This window comes from Nocardioides sp. NPDC101246 (assembly GCF_044767415.1).
In the GTDB taxonomy this organism is placed as follows: domain Bacteria; phylum Actinomycetota; class Actinomycetes; order Propionibacteriales; family Nocardioidaceae; genus Nocardioides.
In genome coordinates this window covers 3,200-24,302 of record NZ_JBIWNX010000009.1, presented here as the reverse complement: position 1 = coordinate 24,302, position 21,103 = coordinate 3,200, and the positions used below count along the sequence as shown (strand labels likewise).

General features: G+C 71.6%; 18 protein-coding genes. 13 read left to right on the top strand and 5 right to left on the bottom strand.

Annotated elements, in window-relative coordinates; genetic code table 11:
• Positions 1 to 3: 3 nt before the first annotated feature.
• Complete coding sequence (locus ACIRON_RS17515; protein ID WP_402993803.1) at positions 4 to 510, top strand: pyridoxamine 5'-phosphate oxidase family protein; 507 nt, start codon at positions 4 to 6, stop codon at positions 508 to 510.
• 95 nt (positions 511 to 605) lie between these two features.
• Here ACIRON_RS17515 and ACIRON_RS17510 read toward each other — a convergent pair whose 3' ends face one another.
• The 3 genes from ACIRON_RS17510 to ACIRON_RS17500 all read right to left on the bottom strand — a co-directional run bounded on the left by ACIRON_RS17510 (position 606) and on the right by ACIRON_RS17500 (position 4,153).
• Positions 606 to 2,144, bottom strand: a complete 1,539-nt coding sequence (locus ACIRON_RS17510; protein ID WP_402993801.1) for a long-chain fatty acid--CoA ligase — start codon at positions 2,142 to 2,144, stop codon at positions 606 to 608.
• A 10-nt stretch (positions 2,145 to 2,154) separates the two neighbouring features.
• Entirely contained in the window at positions 2,155 to 3,288 is a 1,134-nt protein-coding gene (locus tag ACIRON_RS17505) for a DUF5938 domain-containing protein (protein ID WP_402993799.1), read from the bottom strand.
• Positions 3,289 to 3,370: 82 nt separating this feature from the next.
• Positions 3,371 to 4,153, bottom strand: coding sequence for an SDR family NAD(P)-dependent oxidoreductase (locus ACIRON_RS17500; protein ID WP_402993797.1), 783 nt, complete (start codon positions 4,151 to 4,153; stop codon positions 3,371 to 3,373).
• A gap of 149 nt (positions 4,154 to 4,302) precedes the next feature.
• On the opposite strand from ACIRON_RS17500, the gene ACIRON_RS17495 reads away from it, so the two are divergent.
• Positions 4,303 to 4,935, top strand: a complete 633-nt coding sequence (locus ACIRON_RS17495) for a TetR/AcrR family transcriptional regulator (RefSeq protein ID WP_402993795.1) — start codon at positions 4,303 to 4,305, stop codon at positions 4,933 to 4,935.
• Between the two features lie 17 nt (positions 4,936 to 4,952).
• Here the strand turns inward: ACIRON_RS17495 and ACIRON_RS17490 are convergent, their stop codons facing one another.
• Positions 4,953 to 6,413, bottom strand: coding sequence for an amidohydrolase family protein (locus ACIRON_RS17490; protein ID WP_402993793.1), 1,461 nt, complete (start codon positions 6,411 to 6,413; stop codon positions 4,953 to 4,955).
• Between the two features lie 117 nt (positions 6,414 to 6,530).
• On the opposite strand from ACIRON_RS17490, the gene ACIRON_RS17485 reads away from it, so the two are divergent.
• The 10 genes from ACIRON_RS17485 to ACIRON_RS17440 are packed head-to-tail and all read left to right on the top strand — an operon-like array spanning position 6,531 to position 19,347.
• On the top strand, positions 6,531 to 7,919 hold the full coding sequence (locus ACIRON_RS17485) for a serine hydrolase domain-containing protein (protein WP_402993791.1): 1,389 nt from the start codon (positions 6,531 to 6,533) through the stop codon (positions 7,917 to 7,919).
• Positions 7,920 to 7,969: 50 nt separating this feature from the next.
• On the top strand, positions 7,970 to 9,571 hold the full coding sequence (locus tag ACIRON_RS17480) for an ABC transporter substrate-binding protein (protein WP_402993789.1): 1,602 nt from the start codon (positions 7,970 to 7,972) through the stop codon (positions 9,569 to 9,571).
• Positions 9,572 to 9,582: 11 nt separating this feature from the next.
• A complete protein-coding gene (locus ACIRON_RS17475) occupies positions 9,583 to 10,590 on the top strand; it encodes an ABC transporter permease (RefSeq protein ID WP_402993787.1) in 1,008 nt (335 codons plus the stop codon).
• Positions 10,590 to 12,443, top strand: coding sequence for a dipeptide/oligopeptide/nickel ABC transporter permease/ATP-binding protein (locus ACIRON_RS17470; RefSeq protein ID WP_402993785.1), 1,854 nt, complete (start codon positions 10,590 to 10,592; stop codon positions 12,441 to 12,443). The genes ACIRON_RS17475 and ACIRON_RS17470 overlap by 1 nt, the downstream gene beginning before the upstream one ends.
• Positions 12,440 to 13,180: an ABC transporter ATP-binding protein gene (locus tag ACIRON_RS17465; protein WP_402993783.1), complete on the top strand. Its 741-nt coding sequence runs from the start codon at positions 12,440 to 12,442 to the stop codon at positions 13,178 to 13,180. Before ACIRON_RS17470 ends, ACIRON_RS17465 begins: the two co-directional genes overlap by 4 nt.
• The gene (locus tag ACIRON_RS17460) at positions 13,180 to 14,565 is read left to right on the top strand and encodes a serine hydrolase domain-containing protein (RefSeq protein ID WP_402993781.1); all 1,386 of its coding nucleotides are present in this window, start codon (positions 13,180 to 13,182) and stop codon (positions 14,563 to 14,565) included. The genes ACIRON_RS17465 and ACIRON_RS17460 overlap by 1 nt, the downstream gene beginning before the upstream one ends.
• Positions 14,566 to 15,714: a M20 family metallopeptidase gene (locus tag ACIRON_RS17455; protein WP_402993779.1), complete on the top strand. Its 1,149-nt coding sequence runs from the start codon at positions 14,566 to 14,568 to the stop codon at positions 15,712 to 15,714.
• Complete coding sequence (locus ACIRON_RS17450) at positions 15,711 to 16,517, top strand: GNAT family N-acetyltransferase (RefSeq protein WP_402993778.1); 807 nt, start codon at positions 15,711 to 15,713, stop codon at positions 16,515 to 16,517. Before ACIRON_RS17455 ends, ACIRON_RS17450 begins: the two co-directional genes overlap by 4 nt.
• 11 nt (positions 16,518 to 16,528) lie before the next feature.
• Entirely contained in the window at positions 16,529 to 17,656 is a 1,128-nt protein-coding gene (gene menC, locus ACIRON_RS17445; protein WP_402994256.1) for an o-succinylbenzoate synthase, read from the top strand.
• A 41-nt stretch (positions 17,657 to 17,697) separates the two neighbouring features.
• The gene (locus ACIRON_RS17440) at positions 17,698 to 19,347 is read left to right on the top strand and encodes a PucR family transcriptional regulator (RefSeq protein ID WP_402993776.1); all 1,650 of its coding nucleotides are present in this window, start codon (positions 17,698 to 17,700) and stop codon (positions 19,345 to 19,347) included.
• Positions 19,348 to 19,370: 23 nt separating this feature from the next.
• On the opposite strand, the gene ACIRON_RS17435 is transcribed toward ACIRON_RS17440, so the two are convergent.
• Complete coding sequence (locus ACIRON_RS17435; RefSeq protein WP_402993774.1) at positions 19,371 to 20,237, bottom strand: hypothetical protein; 867 nt, start codon at positions 20,235 to 20,237, stop codon at positions 19,371 to 19,373.
• Between the two features lie 90 nt (positions 20,238 to 20,327).
• Between ACIRON_RS17435 and ACIRON_RS17430 the strand changes: the two genes are divergently transcribed.
• Positions 20,328 to 20,900, top strand: coding sequence for a DoxX family protein (locus ACIRON_RS17430; protein WP_402993772.1), 573 nt, complete (start codon positions 20,328 to 20,330; stop codon positions 20,898 to 20,900).
• Positions 20,901 to 21,103 lie beyond the last annotated feature (203 nt).

Here is a 21,103-nt window from a genome sequence, read left to right as displayed (position 1 = left end):
CGGGTGCTCGAGACAGATGAAGAGATCGCCGACCTGCAACGCCTCCTGGACGCCTCGATCGGCCGCGCGAGCGGCCACCTGACCGGCATCGTCAACGACGACCGGCGCCTGAACGCCCGTCAGCTCGTCACCGAGCTGACGGGCATGAAGGTGCTGGTGCTGGCCACCGTCACCGCCCGCGGTGAGCCGCGGACGAGCTGCGTCGACGGCCACTTCGTCCACGGTCGCTGGCTGTTCGGGACCTCTCCCACCGCCGTCAAGGCCAAGCACATGCTCGCCCGGCCGGCGGTCAGCGCGACCCACGTCGACGGTGAGCGGATCGGCGTCTTCACCCATGGCACCGCGCACGTGGTCTCCGAAGGACCCGAGTTCGAGGCCCACAACGCCTACTTCACCGAGTTCTACGGTTCGGACCCGCAGACCTGGGAAGGGCCGGGCGTGGTCTACGCCACCATCGAGCCGAGCTGGATGGTCGCGTACGCCTCCGACCCTGCGTCATTTGCGGGCTGAACAATTACTGCCGAGTCGGCGGATCCGCCCCCTCTCGCTCGCTTCGCTTCGCGAGACACGGGGGCGGATCCGCCGACTCGGCGCCACGAGGCTGACTAGTCAGTCAGCGTCTTCTTGATCTCGGTCTTGAGCACCTTGCCGACCTTCGAGCGCGGCAGGTCCGGCCAGACCTCGATCTGCTTGGGGGTCTTGACCGCGCCGATCCGCTCCTTGACGTACGCCTTGAGGTCGGCGACGTCGACCGAGGCGCCGGGGCGGGGGAGGACGACGGCGGTGACGCGCTCGCCCCACTTCTCGTCGGGCAGGCCGACGACGGCGCAGTCGGCGATGGCCGGATGGGTCATCAGCGCCTGTTCGACCTCGGTCGAGTAGACGTTGAAACCACCGGTGATCACCATGTCCTTCGCGCGGTCGACGATGTGCAGGAAGCCTTCCTCGTCGAGGAAGCCGATGTCGCCGGTGTGGTGCCAGCCGTGTGCGGTCGCCTCGGCGGTCGCCTCGGGGTTGTCGAGGTAGCCGCGCATGACCAGGGAGCTGCGTACGACGATCTCGCCACGTTCGCCGGAGCCGAGCATCGCGCCGCGCTCGCCCATGATCGACACGGTCACCAGCGGCGCCGGACGACCGGCCGAGGAGAGCCGTTCGGCGGCGACGGTGCCGTCCTCGTGGAAGTGGTCGGCGGGCGCCATGGTCGCGATCATCATCGGCGCCTCGGTCTGCCCGAACAGCTGCGCCATCACCGGGCCGATCCGGGTCAGCGCCTCCTCGAGGCGCGTCGCCGACATCGGTGCCGCGCCGTACCAGAAGCAGCGCAGCGAGTCGAGGTCGGTCGACTTCAGCGCCGGGTGGTCCAGCACCAGGTAGATCAGCGTCGGCGGCAGGAACGTGTGGGTGACCTGGTGGCGCTCGATGTGCTCGAGGAACGCACCCACGTCCGGCGTACGCATCACCACGATCGTGCCGCCCAGGCACAGCACCGGGAAGCAGAGCACCCCGGCGGCATGGGTCAGCGGTGCCAGCGCGAGGTAGGTCGGGCGCTCCGGCGCCCCCGGCCACGGGTAGGCCATCAGGGTGATCGCCGACATCGTCTCCAGGTTGGTCCCGGTGAGCATGACGCCCTTGGGGCGCCCCGTGGTCCCGCCGGTGCCGACGACCATGGCCAGGTCGTCGACGACCTCGACGGGCTCGAACACCTCCTCGGCAGAGCCGAGGAAGTCGTCCCAGCCGATCGCCCACTCATAGGTCGCGTCGAGGCAGACCAGGGTGGTCAGCTCCGGCAGATCCCCACGGATCTGGTCGACCAGGCCGGCGAAGGCCGACTGGAAGATCAGTGCCGAGCAGCCGAACAGGTCCAGCAGCTCACGGTTCTCGGCGGCTTCGCTGCGCGGGTTGATCGGGCACCAGACGCCCCCCGCGCGGCTGATCCCGAAGACGGAGGCGAAGGCGACCGGGTCGTTGGCCGAGAGGATGGCGACCTTGTCGCCCGGGGCGACGCCGCGGGCCCGGAGGCCCGCGGCGACACGCACCGAGAGATCGACGACCTCGGCGTAGGACCAGGTGTCCTCGCCGCAGACGAGACAGGGCGCGTCGCCCCCGAGAGAGGCACCCTTGTCCAGATAGTCGACGAGCTGCATCGGGCCGCCCTCAGCCGCGCTGCCGGGTCACGACCGGCTCCGAGACCAGCCCGAAGGCCTGCAGCTGGCCGAGGAGCTCGCGGTGACCGAACGCCTGGCAGCCCGAGGCGAAGCCCACCCGGCGAGGCGGCTGCTGCAGCAGCGAATAGGCGACGTACGCCTGCATCAGCCCGGTCTGCTTGTAGTTCTGGTTGCCGTGGATGACGCAGTGCGCGCGCCCCAATGGGCCGGAGGCGTGGACCGAGTCGAGCGACTTGTTCAGGCGTGGGTTCTCGCGCGGCGGCATCTGGTTCATCACCTGGGCCGCCGTGGCGGTCAGCGCCTCGTCGCGCTGCTCGGCGTCCATGTCCTTGGTCGCCTCGAGCGCAGCCGCCACGATCTGCGGCACCCCGTTCATCAGCGCGGCGTTGAAGACGCCACCCTGGGCCTTGCAGGTGGCCACCTTCGGGTCGCGGCGGTACCAGACCGGGTGCGAGGTGCCGCCCCACGGCAGCGAGAGCGCCAGCTCGTGCTGGCCCGGCACCACGAGCGGGACCAGCCCGGCGGTGGGGTCGAACTCGACGTACGCGTTCTGCTCGAGGTAGTGCGCCTTCGAGGTCGCGGCGTTGACCAGGATCGTGCGGGTCGAGGCGATCGTGGGGGAGCCACCCCAGAAGACCGCGATGTCGAGGGTGTCGAGGCCTGGCTGCTCGAGACAGATCTCGGCGGCGATCTCGCCGGTGGTGTACATCTGCGCGATGCCGGGCGCGAGCAGCAGGCCCTTCTCGGCAAAACCCTCGCCGTACTTCTCGTCGCAGGTGATCAGCCAGTCCTGCTCACCGGTGGTGTCGGTGTAGTGGACGCCGGCGGCCAGCGCGGCCTCCACGACCTCGGGACCGTACTGGGAGAACGGTCCGACGGTGTTGAGGACGACACGGGCGCCGGTGAGCAGCTCGGTCAGCGCCTCGACGGAGTGCTCGACCTCGGCGATCTCGTAGTCGGCGGTCTCGATGCCGGGTACGTGGGCCGCCATCGAGGCGACCAGCTTGTCCTTGGAGCGGCCGGCGGCCACGAAGGGCACGCCGAGCTCGCGCAGGTATTCACAGACCAGCCGGCCGGTGTAGCCGGAGGCGCCGTAGACGATGACAGGCTTGTTCTCGCTCATGCCGTCGCCTCCGTAGAGAAGGTCGAAGAATACGGACGCGACGGCCTGAGGCCATCGGTCGCTCGCTGACGCTCGCTCATGCTCACATCCCCATTCCGCCGTCGACCGGCAGGCCGACTCCGTTGATGAACTTCGCCTGGTCGGAGGCGAGGAAGACGACCGCGTCGGACATGTCCTCCACGGTGCCGAGCCGGCCCGACGGGGTCAGCTCGACGACCCCGCCGACCGCCGCCTCCGGAGACTCGAAGAGACCGAGCTGGGCGACGTCGTTGGCCAGCCCGGCGCCCATCTCGGTCGGGACCAGTCCGGGGTAGACGCAGTTGACGCGTACGCCGTAGCCGAGCTTGCCGCTCTCCATCGCCGCCACGCGGGTGAGCCGGTCGACGGCGCTCTTGGTGGCCGAGTAGACCGAGATGCCCGGGAAGGCGATCGTGGCCGCGACCGAGGCGACGTTGACGATCACGCCGCCGTTGCCCGCGGCGCCGTCGGGCCGCATCGTACGCAGCCCGTGCTTGAGACCGAGGGCGGTGCCGAGCACGTTGACCTCGAGCATCTTCTTCACGTCGTTCGGGTCGAGCTCGGTGACGAGGCTCGTGATCTCCACACCGGCGTTGTTGACCAGGATGTCGAGCCCGCCGAGCCCCTCGACCGCGGCGGCGACGCCGGCCTCCCAGGAGGCGTCGTCGGTGACGTCGAGGTGCACGAAGGTGCCGCCGATGGACTCGGCCACCTTCACGCCCTGGTCGTCCTTCAGGTCAGCAACGGCCACCTTGGCGCCGGCTGCCGCGAGCGCTCGGGCCATCCCCTCGCCCAAGCCTTGGGCCCCGCCGGTGACGAGTGCCGTACGTCCGCTCAGATCGGTCATCTGTGACTCCTTCGTCGCTGTGATGTCGCTGTGATCCGGCTCACAGGCAATCGCGAATCTTGACGAGTGTCAAGAGTTTTCTTGACGATTGACCAGAAAATGGCACGGATGGCACCGGACGACGCACGGGAGGGGGTATCGTGCCGCCCATGACCCAGGTCGCCGCACCCAAGTCGCCTCGCCGCACGCCCGCCGACAAGCACGACGAACGCCGCAAGGCGCTCGCCGAGTCGGCGCTGCGCACCCTGGGGGAGCTGGGCTACGCGCGGGCCAGCCTGCGCGAGATCGCCAACAACTCCGAGTTCAGCCACGGCGTCGTGCACTACTACTTCAACGACAAGCTCGAGCTGATCGTCTACTGCGTGCGCTACTACAAGCAGACCTGCGTCCATCGCTACGACGGTGTCGTCGCCGAGGCGACCTCCCCGGAGGACCTCGTCGCCCGGTTCGGTGACAAGCTGGTCGAGACGATCGTCGAGGAAGCGCCGATGCACCGGCTCTGGTACGACCTGCGCTCACAGTCCATGTTCGAGGAGAGCCTGCGCGAGGCGGTCACCCAGATCGACCAGAGCCTGGAGGACATGATCGCGCGGGTCGTGAACCGCTACGCCGAGCTCGCCGACACCGAGCCCGCGATCCCGGCGCCGGTCGCCTACGGGATGTTCGACGGCGTCTTCCAGCAGGCGCTGCTGGGCTACCTCAACGGTCGCGACGGAGCCCTGGACGACCTGCGCGACCAGGTCGTCGGGCTGATGCCGATGCTGCTGACGCCCAAGCGGTAGAGCCCGGTCGGCCCCCGTCAGCGGCGGATCGGCCGGCCGGGGTACGCCGCCGGGTCGAGGCTGCCGTCTCGCACGACGAAGGTGCCCTCGACCAGGAGATGGACGACGCCGTCCGAGGGCCGGGTGGGGTCGAGGTACGTCGCCTGGTCGGTGATCCGGTCAGGGGAGAGGACGACCAGGTCGGCGTCGGCGCCGGGCGCGAGGTAGCCCTTGCCGCGCATGGCCGGGGTGAACGGGGCGAGCACCTGAGCCGGTAGGTAGGAGCAGCGGCGGAAGGCCTCCGGCCAGGTCCAGGCGCCGGTCTCGCGGACCATGCGGCGCAACGAGCGGGCGTAGGTGCCTGCGGTACGAGGGTGGGTCTGGCCACCCGGCGGCAGCGGCCACTCCCGGGTCTCGCTCACGCCGCCGGACCACTCCACCGGCATCGCGTCGCTGGCCACGATCGCGTCAGGGAAGGCGAGGGCGCGCTGCAGCATCGCGTCGTCGGTGGGGGAGTCCTCCTCGAGGAAGTGGACCACGCAGACGGCGCCGGGGTCGGTGGCCCGCAGCTCGGCCAGGCGTGCGACCGACGCGATCCGCTCCCCGGTGGCCACCATCGTGATCGAGGACGGCCTCAGGCCCCAGGCGCCGAGCCGCTCCGGTGCCAGGAAGAAGGCGCCGACGGCCGTGGAGCCGGCGCCGTACGGATAGGCCTCGACGGTGACGTCGGACCCGGCCGTGCGGGCATCGTCGAGCAGGCCGAGGACGCGGTCGACGTGGCGGCGGGAGGTGCTGTTGACGTGGCAGTGGTGCATCCGCGCGCCCGTCTCGGCGGCGGCACGGGTGATCTCCTCCGAGCCGTCGATCGGGGTGGTGGGATCGGCCTCGACGATCTCGCGTACGTGGGTGAAGGTCGCCGTGCCGCTGCGGGCAGCGAGCCGGGCGACGTCGAGGAACTCGGCGGGGTCCGAGCGTGGGGCGTAGCCCATCAGCACCCCGATCCCGAGCGCCCCCGCGGCCAGCTCGGACTCGAGCAGCTCGAGCCAGGCGTGCCGCTCCGCGGCCGAGGACGTACGTTGCCACGCCGGGTCGCCGAGCATCGACAACGAGGTCTCCAGGTCGGCGGCCGGCGTGATCCCGAGATGCGCGACGGCACGGGCATCGCCCCACGAGGCCGAGAAGCCGTAGTGGAGCACCCGGCCGTCGGCCGCGGCGCGCTCGTAGGCCAGGTCGAGGGGGAGCAGCCCGGACTCCAGGTCGAGGGTCGTGGTGACCCCGTCCATCGCCTGGAGCCGCTGGCCGGCGATCGAGTGGACGTGGCTGTGCAGGTCGACGAACCCGGGACCGACCACGAGCCCGGTCACGTCGATCACCTCGTCGGCCGGATCGTCGGGCACCCTCCCGACGGCCACCACGGACCCGTCGGAGACGGCGACGTCGGCCATCTGCTCTGTCCCTGCTCGGGGGTCGATGACCCGGCCACCTCGGAGAATCAGCACCCCGTCATCAAACCGTCCCCGGCCACGGGGGCCATTGTCCGATCGGACAACAGCACGGCCTGTTGACTGTCCGATACGACGAACACGGACACCGTCGCGACTCCCTACGGTTTCGGCATGCCCCACGACCAGACCCGCCCGGACGCTGTCCGATCCCTGCAGGAGCGCTTCGCCGACCTCGTCGCCGAGCACGGCGTGCCCGGTGCGTCGATCGCCGTGCTCACCGGCGACGAGGTGATCACCGCCGCGGCCGGAACGGCCAGCCTGGCCACCGGGGTCGGGGTCGACACCGAGACGGTCTTCCAGATCGGCTCGATCACCAAGATCTGGACCACGACGCTGGTGATGCAGCTGGTCGACGACGGTCTCCTCGACCTGGACCGGCCGGTGCGCGACTACCTGCCCGAGCTCGTCATCGGCGACCGCGAGGCCGGCGAGGCGATCACGACCCGCCAGCTGCTGTGCCACACGGCGGGCTTCGAGGGCGACATCTTCACCGACACCGGCCGCGGCGAGGACGCCGTCGAACGCTACGTCGCGACCCTCACCGACCTGCCGCAGCTGTTCGCCCCCGGTGAGACGTTCTCCTACAACAACACCGGCTTCGTCGTGCTCGGTCGGCTGGTCGAGGTGCTGCGAGAGGCCCCGTTCGACCAGGTGCTCCTCGACCGGATCGCGCGACCGCTCGGCCTCGCCAGCGTCTCCCCGAGTCCGTACGAGGCGATCCTGCGCCGTGTCGCCACCGGCCACCTGCCGGGGGCGGACGGCGCCCCGGAGGCGGCGCCGACCTGGGCGCTGGCCAGGTCCAACGCGCCGGCCGGCTCGATGCTCGCGATGACGGCGAGCGACCTGCTCGGCTTCGTGCGGATGCACCTGAGCGACGGCACCGCACCCGACGGGACCCAGGTCCTCTCCGCCGCGGCCGTCGCGGCGATGCGGGAGCGCCAGGTCGAGCTGCCGCTGCTCTCCGGGATGGGCAGCGCCTGGGGCCTGGGCTGGGAGCTCATCGACACCCCGCAGGGCACGGTCATCGCGCACGACGGCGGCACGATCGGCCAGGCAGCGTTCCTCCGGGTCGTACCCGAGCACGGGCTGGCCGTCGCGCTCCTCACCAACGGTGGCGAGGTCTTCGGGCTCTTCAACGCGGCCGTCGCACGCTTGCTCGAGGAGCTCGGCGGCGTACGCCTTCCCGAACGGCCCACGCCGCCGGACGCGCCCGCGACGGTCGACGTCGATCGGTTCCTGGGGCACTACGCGGACACGATCTACGACATCGAGGTCACTGCGAACGGTGCCGGTGGGCTCGTCCTCGACCGCACCCCCAAGGACATCATCGCCGAGATCGGCGAGCAGCCGATGCGGTTCTCCCTCGTCCACCTCGACGGCGACTCCTTCATCGCCACCGAGCCCGTCCGCGGCATCCACGTCGTCTTCGCCTTCCTCGGCGAGGCGGACGTCCCGGCGAAGTACGTCCACTACGGCCGCGTCGTCGTGCGTGCCGACTGACCATTCCCCCGAGAACTCTGCCCAGAACCTTGCCGAGAGAGGTACGTCCCATGAACCAGCGCCGAGCCAGAGCAGCCCTGAGACCCGCCCTCGCGGCGCTGACCCTTCCCCTGGCCGCCGCGGGCCTGGCCGCGTGCGGCTCCGGCGGCGGGACCGGATCCGAGGCGTACGTCGACGGCGAGTCCTTCACGATGGCGATCGCCTCCGACCCCGGTGCCCTCGACCCGCACGGCGGCGTGACGAGCACCCTGCTGCAGCTGAGCCGGTTCGCGTACGACTCCTTGGTCAGCGTCGACCGCGACGGCGAGGTGCAGGCGCAGCTCGCGGAGAAGTGGAGCGTGGACGGCACCACGGTCACCTTCGACATCAAGGACGACGTGACCTGCTCGGACGGCTCGGAGTTCACCGCGCAGACCGTCGTCGACAACATCAGCTGGGTCGAGGACCCGAAGAACAAGAGCCCCTACCTGGGCGTCTTCATCCCGGCCGGCGCCACCGCGGCGGCGTCCGGACAGACCGTGACGGTCACCTTGGCGGCGCCAGCGCCCTTCGTGCTGGCCTCCTTCTCCAACCTGCCGATGATCTGTGACAGCGGCCTCGCGGACCGGGCCGGCCTGAAGGCCGGGACCGCCGGCACCGGCCCGTACGTGCTGAAGGACGCCGTCCCCGGCGACCGCTACACCTACGAGGTCCGCGAGGACTACGCCTGGGGCCCCGACGGCGCCACCACCGCGGCCGAGGGCACCCCGGCCACCATCGTGGCCAAGATCGTCGCCAACGAAACCACGATCGCGAACCAGCTGCTCTCCGGGGAGCTGAACGCCGCCGCGATCGTCGGTCAGGACGCCGCCAGGCTGGACGCCGCGAAGCTGAACCGGGTCGACGCGCAGGCAGTGGTAGGGGAGCAGTGGTTCAACCACAACGAGGGCCACCCGACCGCAGATCCCGCGGTACGTGCCGCGCTGACCCTGTCGCTCGACCTGGCCGAGCTGCAGAAGGTGATCACCGCCGACAAGGGCGGTCCGGCGACCCAGCTCGCCGTCGTCGAGCCGGCCGGCTGCACCGGCTCCTCCGTCGAGGGGAACCTCGCCGACGACGACACGGCTGCCGCCGAGAAGGCACTCGAGGATGCCGGCTGGGCCGCGGGTGCCGACGGGGTCCGCACCAAGGCCGGGAAGCCGCTCGTGGTCGAGTTCGTCTACGACTCCTCGCTCGGCGCGCCCGGCACCGCCGCGGCCGAGCTGGCCGTCGCGGCGTGGAAGAAGGTCGGCATCGAGGCCAAGGCCACGTCCCTGGACCAGACCGCCATCCAGACCGCGATGTTCGGCACCGGCGACTGGGACGTCGCCTGGGAGCCGGTCAACATCAACACCCCCGACCAGATCGTCCCGTTCCTCTCCGGGCCGACGCCCGCCGAGGGCGGCAACAACTTCGCCGGCATCGCCAACACCGGCTACGACGCAGCGGTGAAGACCGCGATGGCCGAGAACGGTGCCGAGGGCTGCGACGACTGGCTGGCCGCGGAGGCAAGCCTGTTCGAGTCCTACGACGTGGTGCCGTTCGCCAACAACCTGCTGCCGTTCTTCTCCCAGGGTGCCGAGCTCGAGGTCGTCGGCGGTGTCGTCCCGACCAGCATCCGGATGCTGGGTTGAGGCAGGCGTCGATGACAGCGACATCAGCGGCGCCCGCGCCCCCGGCGACGGGGGTGCGGGGCCCACTGGGCGGGCGGTGGACCCAGTTCGCCCTGCGCCGCGGTGGCCGGCTGCTGGTGTCGCTGTTCGTGCTGGTCACCGCCTCGTTCCTGATGATCCACCTGGTGCCCGGCGACCCGGTGCGGGCCGCGCTCGGGATGACCGCGCCGACCGAGCTCGTCGAGGCGCGGCGGCACGCGCTCGGCCTCGACGACCCGCTCCTGACCCAGTACCTGGACTATCTCGGCGGCCTGTTCCGCGGTGACCTCGGCGAGTCGATCCAGACCCAGCTGCCTGTCGGGGAGACCATCGGCCGGCGCCTGGGCGCCACCGTCTCGCTCGGCCTGATCGCCTTCGTCCTCGCTCTCCTGATCGCCGTACCGCTCGGGGTCTGCGTCGCGGTCGCGACACGGCGCGGGCGCCGGCAGCGTACGTCGCTGGGGTTCGCCTCCGGCAGCGTGGTGATCGGCTCGATCCCCGACTTCCTGATCGGCGTGGTGCTGGTCGCGGTCTTCGCGGTCGGCCTCGGCTGGCTCCCGGTCGCGGGCCGCGAGGACGGGGCCGCGTCCTACGTCCTGCCGGTCCTCGCCCTGGCGATCGGGCCGGCCGCGATGCTCGCCCGGATCGTCCGCGTCGAGATGATCTCCGTGCTGGAGTCCGACTACATCCGCACCGCGCGGGCCAAGCGGCTCCCGGCACGCCGGATCCACCTGGTGCACGCCCTGCCGAACGCCGTCACCGCCACGCTGACCCTCGGCGGGATGCTGCTGGCCTCGATGGTCGCCGGCACCGTGCTGGTCGAGAACGTCTTCGCCTGGCCCGGGCTCGGCAGCACCATCGTCTCCTCGATCGTCACCAAGGACTATCCGGTCGTGCAGGGCACGGTGCTCGTCTACGGGGTGATCGTGCTGCTGGTCAACACGCTCGTCGACGTCGCGCTCGCCGTGCTCGACCCCCGTTCGACGGTGGGGGAGGCGTGATGAGGGCGCTGCGTACGCCGGTGGGGGCGACCGGTGCGGGTCTGCTCGCCACGGTGCTGCTGCTGGCCGTCCTGGCTCCGCTCGCGTTCGGCGACGGGGCGGCCGCCGTCGACACCGACAACCTGCTCGCCGGGCCCTCGGCGGAGCACTGGTTCGGCACCGACAACGCCGGCCGCGACCTGTTCCTGCGGGTCCTGGTCGCCACCCGGCTCTCGATCACCCTGGCGCTGCTGGCGACCGCGATCGCGGTGCTCACCGGGCTGGTGCTCGGCTCGCTGCCGTGGCTGCTCGGCCCACGGCTCGGGCGACCGGTGACGGCGCTGGTCAACATCCTGGTCGCCTTCCCCGGGCTGCTCCTGGTCCTCTCCTTGGCCACCGTGTTCGGAGTCGGTGCCCGCGGGGCCGTACTGGCGATCGGGTTCGCCGGTGCGCCCACGTTCGCCCGTCTCTGCCAGACGCTGATCGCCGGGATCGCCGCCCGCGACTATGTCGCCGCGGCCGAGATCGCCGGCCTCGGCCGGATCCGGATCCTGGTGCGGCACGTGCTGCCCAACGTCGCGGAGCCGCTCGTCGTCAACGCCACCATCGGCGCCGGGGGCGCGCTGCTCGCCTTCGCCGGCCTCTCCTTTCTCGGCCTCGGCGTCCAGGCGCCCGCCTACGACTGGGGGCGGCTGATGCAGGACGGCCTGGCCGGGATCTACCTCCACCCGCTCGCCGCGCTCGCGCCGGGGATCGCGGTCGTCATCGCCGGCCTGGCCTTCAACCTCACCGGCGAGGCGGTCGCCGGTGCCTTGGGCGTGACGCCGGTCGTCGGGCCACGGGCCTGGTCGGTGCCGGCCCGCTCGACCCCGGCGAAGTCGCCGGCGCAGGGAGACGACCTGGTGCTCGACGTACGCGATCTCGCCGTCGCCTTCCCCGGCCCGTCGGCCCCGGTCACCCCGGTCCGTGGCGTCTCCCTCTCGCTGCGTCCCGGTGAGGCCGTGGGGATCGTGGGGGAGTCGGGGTCGGGCAAGTCGCTCACCGCGCTCGCGATCGCCCAGCTCGTCGAGGAACCCGGCCGGGTCACCGGCGAGGTCACCCTCTGCGGCACCGACCTGAACGACGGCGGCCACCACGAGGACCTGCTCGGCACCTCGCTCGCGGTCGTCTTCCAGGACCCGATGACCTCGCTCAACCCGGCCATGCGGGTCGGCCCGCAGCTCGCCGAGGTGAGCCGCTTCCACCAGGGCCTCGGCCGGCGTGAGGCGCTCGCCCGCGCCGTCGACCGGCTGCGCGCGGTGCGGCTGCGTGACCCGGAGCGGGCGGCCCATGCGTACCCGTTCGAGCTCTCCGGCGGCATGCGTCAGCGCGCCATGATCGGGATGGGACTGATGGGCACCCCGCGGCTGATCATCGCCGACGAGCCCACGACCGCCCTCGACGTCACCGTCCAGAAGCAGGTCCTGGCGCTCCTGGAGGAGGTACGCCGCGAGCACGGCACCGCGATCCTGCTGATCTCCCACGACGTGTCCGTCATCGGCGAGATCTGCGACCGGGTGCTGGTGATGTACGCCGGGCGCATCGTCGAGGAGATCGCCGCCGGCGACCTCCACAGCGACGCCCGGCACCCCTACACCCGGGCGCTGGTCGCGGCGGTTCCGTCGATGAGCACACCGCGGGATCTGCCGCTGGCCACGATCCCCGGCCAGCCGGTCGACCCCGCCGCGCTTCCCCCGGGCTGTGCGTACGCCGCCAGGTGCCCGCTCGCGACCGACCAGTGCCTGAGCGAGGAGCCCGCGCTCCTCGACGGGGTCGCGTGCTGGCGCGCGGGTGACCCGCTCCCGATGGAGCAGACGAAGCAGGTGAGCGTATGAGCATGCGGTTCGAGCAGGTCAGCGTGCGGTTCGGGCGCACCCAGGTGCTCCACGAGGTGAGCCTGGAGGTGCCTGACGGCTCGATCGTGGGCTTGGTGGGGGAGTCCGGTTCGGGCAAGTCGACGCTCGCCCGGGCCGGCGTCGGGCTGGTGCCGCTCAGCACCGGGCGCATCCTGGTCGACGGCGTCCCGGCCGGACGGCGCTCCGGTGTCCAAATGGTCTTCCAGGATCCCTACTCCTCCCTCGACCCGCGGATGAGCATCGGCGAGAGCATCGCCGAGGCGATCCCCGGACGTACCTCGAAGCCCGAACGGGCCGCCGAGGTCGCCCGCCTCCTCCGGCTGGTCCATCTCGACCCGGGCCGCGCCGGCCAGCGCCCGGGGAGCCTCTCCGGCGGCCAGCGGCAACGGGTCGCCCTGGCCCGCGCGCTGGCCGGCCGGCCCCAGGTGCTCATCGCCGACGAGATCACCTCGGCGCTCGACGTCTCCGTCCAGGGCGCCGTGCTCAACCTCGTCCGCGAGATGCAGCGCGAGCTCGGTCTCTCGATGCTGTTCATCTCCCACAACCTGGCCGTGGTGCGCTACGTGGCCGACACGGTCGCGGTGATGAGCCACGGGCACATCGTCGAGCACGGGCCGGCGGGCGACGTACTGGAGAACCCGAGTCATCGCTACACCCAAGAGCTTCTCGCCGCCGTCCCCGGCGGCACCTCGAACACCCTCACCAAGGAGACCTGATGACCATCGATTCCGCTCACTGGCAGACCCGGCTCACCGCGCTGACGAAGAAGCACGGCGTCCCCGGGGCCCAGCTCGGCATCCTCCGGGTCGGCCGCGACGGCGCCGAGGACGAGCAGGTCACGCTCGCCACCGGCGTGCTCCATCTCGGCACCGGCCAGCCCGCCACGACCGACTCCGTGTGGCAGATCGGCTCGATCTCCAAGGTCTGGACCGCGACCGTGGTGATGCAGCTGGTCGACGAGGGCAAGCTCGCCCTCGACACCCCGGTCAAGGAGATCATCGGTGATCTCGATCTGCGTGACCCCGAGGTCACCGAGAAGGTCACGATCCACCACCTGCTCACCCACACCAGCGGCATCGACGGCGACGTCTTCACCGACACCGGACGCGGTGACGACGTACTGGAGAAGTACGTCGCCCGCCTCGGCGAGGCCGCCCAGAACCACCCGCTGGGCGCGACCTGGTCCTACTGCAACTCCGGCTACGTGCTGCTCGGGCGGGTCATCGAGGTCGTCACCGGCCAGACCTGGGACCAGGCGATGCGTGAGCGGCTCTTCACGCCGCTCGGCCTCACCCACACCGGCACCCTGCCCGAGGAGGCGATGCTCCACGCGCTCGCGATGGGCCACCTCGGCACCGGCGACGAGATCGCCCCGGCGCCGGTATGGGGGCTGCCCCGCTCGTGCGGCCCGGCCGGCCTGATCACCGCGACCGCTGCCGACGTGCTCGCCTTCGCCCGGATGCACCTGAGCGGTGGGGTGGCGAAGGACGGCACCCGGGTGCTGTCGGCCGAGTCGGTGGCGGCGATGGCCGACTTCCAGGTCGACTGTCCGGAGAAGGACCTGCTCGGCGACTCGTGGGGCCTGGGCTGGTTCCGCTGCGACTGGCACGGGGCGCGTGCGATCGGCCACGACGGCAACACCATCGGGCAGGCCGCGTTCCTGCGGCTGCTTCCCGAGGCCGGGATCGCGGTCTCGCTCAACACCAACGTCGCCAGCGCCATCGCGCTCTACCAGGACCTCTTCGAGGAGATCTTCGCCGAGCTCGCCGACGTCCGCCTCCCGGACCGCTTCGAGATCCCCGCCGACGCGCCCGAGGTCGACATCACCCCGTTCCTCGGGGAGTACTCGCGTGAGTCGGTGCTGGAGGAGGTCCTGGTCCTCGACGGCAAGCCGGTGATGCGGACGACCGTCTCCGGACCCGTCGCCGAGCTCGAAGGTGCCTCCGAGCCCGAGGTGCACGAGCTGGTGCCGGTCGCGGAGGCGATCTTCGCGGTCAAGCCCGACAAGTCCGCGGCCTACTTCCCCGTACGTTTCTACACGTTGCCGACGGGCGAGCGATACCTCCACTTCGGCGCCCGCGCGACCCCGAAGAAGGCCTGAATGCGTCAACCTCAGATCGATCTCCACCGCCTCCTGGACGACATCCGGGAGCTGGTCGAGACCGAGTCGCCCTCCACCGACCTGGACGCCGTCGCGCGCTCGGCCGAGGTCGTGGCCCGCCTAGGAGCCGCCCACCTCGGCGTTCCCCCGGAGCGCATCGTCGTCGACGGGGTCACCCATCTGCGCTGGAGCTTCGGGCCCGGACCCCACGTCCTGTTGCTCGGCCACCACGACACGGTCTGGCCGCACGGCACGCTGGAGAGGATCCCGTACGCCGTCACCGACGGTGTCCTGCGCGGCCCCGGCTGCTTCGACATGCTCGCCGGTCTGGTCGTGGCACTGCACGCGGTCGCCGCGCTGCCGGCTCCCGACGGGGTCTGCCTCCTGGTCACCGGCGACGAGGAGCTCGGCTCGCCGTCCTCGCGCGCGCTGATCGAGGCCGAGGCCCGGGAGGCGTCCGCGGTGCTCGTGCTGGAGGCATCGGTGGGCGACGGAGACCTCAAGACGGCCCGGAAAGGCACCTCGATGTACGAGATCGAGGTCGTCGGACGTGCCGCCCATGCCGGCCTGGAGCCCGACAAGGGCGTCAACGCCACCATCGAGCTGGCCCATCAGGTGCCTGCGGTGGCCGCACTCGCCGACCCGTCCGCGGGCACGACGGTGACCCCCACGTCCGCATCCGCGGGCACGACGCTCAACACCGTCCCGGGCGCGGCCCGGTTCACGGTCGACGTACGCGCCTGGAGCGCGGCCGAGCAGGAACGGGTCGACGCCGCGATGCGCGCTCTGGAGCCGGTTCTCGACGGCGCGAAGCTGGTCGTGCACGGCGGGATCAACCGGCCGCCGCTGGAGGAGTCCATGTCGGCGCGGCTCTTCGGTCGGGCCGCCGCCGTCGCGACCCGGCTCGGGCTGCCGGTGCCGGGTCAGGCCGCGGTCGGCGGGGCCTCCGACGGCAACTTCGCCGCCGGCGTCGGCACCCCGACGCTCGACGGGCTCGGCGCGGTCGGCGGAGGGGCACATGCCGAGGACGAGCACGTGCTGGTCGACCGGCTGGTCGACCGGACGATGCTGCTGCACGGGCTCCTGCACGACCTGCTCGAGGAGCAGGTGGCCGGCGCTCCGGCCGACGGATCGAGGGGCCGGCCGTGACGCGGGCATGGGGGGCGTACGTCCGGGCCGCCGAGGCCGCCCGGGTCACCGTTCGCGAGCTCGACGGGATCGTGGAGCTGCAGCGGGCCGAGAAGGTGCTCGGCGGGATCTGGGGTGTTCCGGACAATCCGCCACTCGGGTCCGAGCTGATGCGCGCGATGCGCAAGGCCGAGGGCTACGTGGCGGGTGCGTTCGACGATGCCGCGGGCGAGGAGATGGTCGGCGTCTGCGTCGGGTTCCACTCGGTGCCGGCCGCCCGCACGATGCACAGCCATATCGCCGGCGTGGTCCCGGAGATGGCCGGTCGGCACGCGGGTTTCGCGCTCAAGCTCCACCAGCGGGCCTGGTGCCTGGAACGTGGGATCACGCTGATGGAGTGGACCTTCGACCCGCTCGTGGCCCGCAACGCCTACTTCAACCTGGCCAAGCTCGGCACCCGGGTCGCGGAGTATCTCCCCGACTTCTACGGCTCGATGGGCGACGGCATCAACGACGCCGAGGACGCCAGCGACCGGATCCTGGTGCACTGGGACCTGGACTCGCCGCAGGTCGCGTCCGCGTGCGACGGCAGCCCGGTCGAGGTCGCTGCGGTCGTTGCGGCTGCCGGCCCGGGTGCGTCCTGGGTCGAGGTGCCCCGCGACATCGAGGCGCTGCGCGTCTCCGACCCCGGCGAGGCCAGGGCGTGGCGTACCAAGGTCCGCGACCAGCTGCTGAGCGGCCTGGAGTCGGGCCGGGTCGCCGGCTTCGACCGCGACCACGGATATCTGCTGACCGGCACAGCCCCCAAGGAAGGAACCGCATGAAGCTGGAAGGGATGAAGTTGGACGGGATGGAGCTGCGACGGGTGTCGATGCCACTGGTGTCGCCGTTCCGGACCTCCTTCGGCACCCAGAACGAGCGCGACATCCTGCTGCTGCGCGCGGTGACCTCGCAGAGCGAGGGGTGGGGCGAGTGCGTCGCGATGGCCGACCCGCTCTACTCCTCCGAGTACGTCGAGGCGACCGCGGACGTGCTCCGTCGCTTCCTGCTCCCCGCGCTGGCCGCGGCCGGTGGTGAGCTGGAGCGGCACGGGGCGTACGCGGTGGGCAAGGTGCTGCACCCGTTCAAGGGACACCGGATGGCGAAGGCGGCGCTGGAGATGGCGCTGCTCGACGCGGAGCTGCGCGCGGCCGGGAGGTCCTGGGCCCGCGAGCTGGGCGCCGTGCACGACCGGGTGCCGAGCGGTGTCTCGGTCGGCATCTTCGACTCCGTACCCCACCTGCTGGACGTGGTCGGCGGCTACCTGGACGAGGGCTACGTGCGGATCAAGCTCAAGATCGAGCCGGGCTGGGACATCGAGCCGGTGGCCGCGGTCCGGGAGCGGTTCGGCGACATCCCGCTGCAGGTCGACGCCAACACCGCCTACACGCTGCGCGACGCCCGCCACCTTGCGAAGCTCGATCCGTTCGACCTGCTCCTCATCGAGCAGCCGCTGGAGGAGGAGGACGTCCTCGGCCACGCGGAGCTGGCCCGCGAGATCCGCACCCCGGTGTGCCTGGACGAGTCGATCGTCTCCGCGCAGACGGCCGCCGCCGCGATCTCGCTCGGGGCCTGCTCGATCATCAACATCAAGCCCGGCCGCGTGGGCGGCTACCTGGAGGCCGTACGCATCCACGACCTCGCCGCCGCGCACGGACTCGCTGTCTGGTGTGGCGGCATGGTCGAGACCGGGCTGGGACGCGCCGCCAACGCTGCCCTGGGCGCGCTGCCGGGGTTCACCTTGCCCGGGGACATCTCCGCCTCCGACCGGTTCTATCGCACCGACATCACCGAGCCGCTCATCATCGAGGACGGCCACATGAGCGTCCCGGCCGGCCCGGGTCTGGGCGTCACCCCGATCCCGGAGATCCTGGAGTCGTTCACCACCTCGACCGAATGGATCCCGCTCGGAACGCAGAGGTAGATCGGTGGACGGCGTCGGTGGCCGGATCTAGTATTCCGGGCGTGAGCCAGCGTCCGCGCGCGAGTCTGGGCCGCGTGCTCGACGACCTGGGCGACACGCTGCTCGAGCTGCTGGCCGGCGACCCGGTCCACGAGGGCGAGATCGGCGGTGTGGTGATCCACGACCCCGACGACGATCCGGTCCATCCTGCCGGGGCGCTGGTCCTGGCCGTCGGGGTGCCCTCGGGCGAGCTTCCGGAGCTCGTCCGCGAGGTGGGGCGGCGCCGGGCGGTCGGGCTGGTCGTCCGCGCGCCCGTCGTGCTGACCGGGGCCATGGCCGCGGCGGTCGAGGAGAGCAGGGTCGCCCTGCTCGGGCTGCGCCGTGGCGCGACCTGGGCGCAGCTGACCGCGCTGCTGCGGTCGCTGCTGGCGGAGGGCGACATCGGCCCGACCGAGGCGGAGACACTCGGCGGCCTGCCCTCGGGCGACCTGTTCGCGGTCGCCAACGCGATCGGCGCGCTGCTGGACGCGCCGGTGACGATCGAGGACCGCAGCTCGCGGGTGCTGGCCTTCTCCGGGCGTCAGGACGAGGCCGACGCCTCGCGGGTCGAGACGGTCATCGGCCGCCAGGTTCCCGAACGCTACGCCCGGATGCTCACCGACCTCGGTGTCTTCCGCGAGCTCTACCGCGAGCACCGCCCCGTCGTCGTCGACCCGGCCCGGCTCGACGAGGACAGGATCAGCAAGCAGCGTGTCGCGATCGCGGTCCGTGCCGGCGACGAGGTCCTCGGCTCGATCTGGGCGGCGATGGACGGTGAGGTCACGCCCGAGCGGAGCGCGGCGCTGCGCGACGCCGCCAGCCTGGTCGCGCTCCACATGCTGCGCGTGCGGGCCGGCGCCGATGTGCACCGGCGGTTGCGTACGGATCTGGTCAGCTCGGTCCTCGAGGGCGCGGCCGGTGCTCGAGACGCGTTGGGCCGGCTCGGCCTCGCCGGGCGTCCGGTGGTCGTGCTCGCCCTGGCCCTGCGGCACGAGCCGTCGGCCGAGCACGATCACGAACCCGACCCGGGCGGCGCCAGCACGCTCGAGCGCGCCGCCGACGCGCTGGCGGTGCACCTCTCGGCCGCCGTGCCGGCCTCGGCGGTCGCGGTCGTCGGCGGCATCGTCCATGCCCTGGTCCCGCTCCCCGGCGACGGCTCCGAGCCCGAGGAGCGGGCCGCCCGGCTGGCCGGGGAGTTCTGCGAGCGTCTCGGTACGCGGCTGCCGGTCGTCGTCGGTGTCGGCGGTGTCGGCTCGGACATCAGCGCCATCGTCGCCTCCCGCGAGGCCGCGACCCGGGCGATGCGGGTGCTTCGCGACGGCGTCGCCCCGGGCGGCGAGACGCGCTCGGTGGCGCGGCTCGCCGACGTCTACACCCAGTCGTTGCTCCTCGAGCTCCGCGACCTCGCCGCCGCCAGGGACGAGCGTCCGGTCGGCCCGATCGCGCTGCTCCTCGACTACGACGAGCGCAACGACTCCGGTCTAGCCGAGACCCTGGACGCGTGGTTGGACGCGAACGGCGACGTACGCGCCGCTGCCGCCGCCCTCTTCATCCACCCCAACACGCTGCGCTACCGGCTGCGCCGGCTCGAGCAGGTCAGCGGCCTCGACCTCGCCGACCCGGAGCAACGTTTCGGGGCGGCGCTCCAGCTGCGTCTCCTGGCGCTGCGCTGAGGCTCCGCACCTACGGGTCCGGCTCAGACCACCATCGCGACCACGGCCGCCGCGGCGAGGACCGTGGCGGCGATGCGTACCTTTCCGATCGGCTCGTGCAGCACCAACGCCGCGGAGAGCGCGACCCAGATCAGGCTCGAGCTGCGGACGGCCGCCACCAGTGAGACCGGAGCGTGCAGGGTGGCGTAGAGGCTGAGGACGTACGAGGTGGGGATCAGCACCGCGAGCACGGCCACGGTCCGGGCCTGGGTCCTGGCCTGGCGCAGCCCCTCGGCGTACTTGCCGCGCACGATCACGCTCCACAGCACCACCTGGATGACCGTGCCGACGGCGTAGTAGGCGATCGGGTCGAGGCCCCGCTCGACGACCACCCAGCCGTCGTAGGTCGTGTAGCCGGCGATCGACACGGCGATGCAGCCCGACCACAGCAGCGGCTTCGCCTGCAGCGAGCCCCGGGTGCGGACGGTCTCGAACAGCAGCGCCCCGACCGCCGCCGCCATCAGGAGTACGCCACCCCACTGCGCCCAGCTCAGCCACTGCCCGAGCACCACCATGCCGGTGAGCGCCACCACGACCGGAGCCAGGCCGCGGGAGAGCGGGTAGATCTGGCTCACGTCGAAGTCCTGGTAGGCGACCTGGACCAGGCCCATGGTCAGCGCGTGCATCGCGGTGCTGCTGAGCGAGAGCAGGAGGAGCTCCCACGACATCGTGATGCCGTGCCCGCGCACGATCATCACCACCGCGGTGACCGTGACGACCAGGCAGCTCTCCACGATCGCCACCGCCCACAGCGCCGGCCTCCCCGCGGGGGCGATGGTCTTCGACGCCGTGTTCCAGGCTGCGTGGGCGATCGCCGATCCCAGCGCGAGAACGACTCCGAGCAGCAGCATTCGGGTGAGCCTACGGCGTCGCTGCGCACCTGGCGCCCGCCCTCCTCCTAGGCTGGCCACCCCAGCCCCACAAACCGAGGATTTTCTGTGATGGACCCCGTCGACCTGGCTCTGATGCTTCTCCGGCTCGCGGTGGGTGGCACGATGATCGCCCACGGCGTCAACCACTGGCGCGGAGGCGGCAAGATCGCCGGCACCGCAGGCTGGTTCGAGAGCCTCGGCCTCCGCCACGGCACCCTGCAGGCATGGGCCAGCGTGGTGACCGAGATCGTTGCCGGCGTACTGCTGATCCTGGGCCTGATCACGCCGCTCGCGGCAGCCGCCGTCGTCGCGGTGATGCTCGTGGCCGCGCTGCTGGCGCACCGCCCCAACGGGTTCTTCGTCTTCAAGGACGGCTGGGAGTACGTCATGATCCTGGCCGTCGTCGCGGTCGTGCTCGGCGTCACCGGACCCGGGACGATCTCGCTCGACGCGTCCCTCGACATCGTCTACGACGGCTGGATCGGCGGCGCGGTAGCGCTAGGCGGCGGCGTCCTCGGCACCGCCCTGCTCCTCGCCGCCTTCTGGCGTCCGCAGCGCGACGACGCCCCCACCGCCGAAGCCCCTGCCACCGAAGCCCCGGCCGCCGAGGCTCCCGCCGACGCCTCTGCCGACGACGCCTGACCCCGTCGCCGAGTCGGCGCAAACTGACGAGATCCGGCGCCGAGTCGGCTCGTCAGAACGCGCCGACTCGGCGGGGGAGTCGGTCAGGATGAGCCGACTCGGCGGGGGAGTCGGTCAGGATGAGCCGACTCGGCGGGGGAGTCGGTCAGGATGAGCCGACTCGGCGGGGGAGTCGGTCAGGATGAGCCGACTCGGCGGGGGAG

What these genes read in the sequence shown, in the direction of transcription:
- ACIRON_RS17435 (WP_402993774.1), bottom strand. Translation starts at nt 20,237, where the DNA reads ATGCTGCTGCTCGGAGTCGTTCTCGCGCTGGGATCGGCGATCGCCCAC.
- ACIRON_RS17470 (WP_402993785.1), top strand. Translation starts at nt 10,590, where the DNA reads ATGAGGGCGCTGCGTACGCCGGTGGGGGCGACCGGTGCGGGTCTGCTC.
- menC (WP_402994256.1), top strand. Translation starts at nt 16,529, where the DNA reads ATGAAGTTGGACGGGATGGAGCTGCGACGGGTGTCGATGCCACTGGTG.
- ACIRON_RS17480 (WP_402993789.1), top strand. Translation starts at nt 7,970, where the DNA reads ATGAACCAGCGCCGAGCCAGAGCAGCCCTGAGACCCGCCCTCGCGGCG.
- ACIRON_RS17465 (WP_402993783.1), top strand. Translation starts at nt 12,440, where the DNA reads ATGAGCATGCGGTTCGAGCAGGTCAGCGTGCGGTTCGGGCGCACCCAG.
- ACIRON_RS17495 (WP_402993795.1), top strand. Translation starts at nt 4,303, where the DNA reads ATGACCCAGGTCGCCGCACCCAAGTCGCCTCGCCGCACGCCCGCCGAC.
- ACIRON_RS17475 (WP_402993787.1), top strand. Translation starts at nt 9,583, where the DNA reads ATGACAGCGACATCAGCGGCGCCCGCGCCCCCGGCGACGGGGGTGCGG.
- ACIRON_RS17500 (WP_402993797.1), bottom strand. Translation starts at nt 4,153, where the DNA reads ATGACCGATCTGAGCGGACGTACGGCACTCGTCACCGGCGGGGCCCAA.
- ACIRON_RS17460 (WP_402993781.1), top strand. Translation starts at nt 13,180, where the DNA reads ATGACCATCGATTCCGCTCACTGGCAGACCCGGCTCACCGCGCTGACG.
- ACIRON_RS17510 (WP_402993801.1), bottom strand. Translation starts at nt 2,144, where the DNA reads ATGCAGCTCGTCGACTATCTGGACAAGGGTGCCTCTCTCGGGGGCGAC.
- ACIRON_RS17485 (WP_402993791.1), top strand. Translation starts at nt 6,531, where the DNA reads ATGCCCCACGACCAGACCCGCCCGGACGCTGTCCGATCCCTGCAGGAG.
- ACIRON_RS17430 (WP_402993772.1), top strand. Translation starts at nt 20,328, where the DNA reads ATGGACCCCGTCGACCTGGCTCTGATGCTTCTCCGGCTCGCGGTGGGT.
- ACIRON_RS17455 (WP_402993779.1), top strand. Translation starts at nt 14,566, where the DNA reads ATGCGTCAACCTCAGATCGATCTCCACCGCCTCCTGGACGACATCCGG.
- ACIRON_RS17505 (WP_402993799.1), bottom strand. Translation starts at nt 3,288, where the DNA reads ATGAGCGAGAACAAGCCTGTCATCGTCTACGGCGCCTCCGGCTACACC.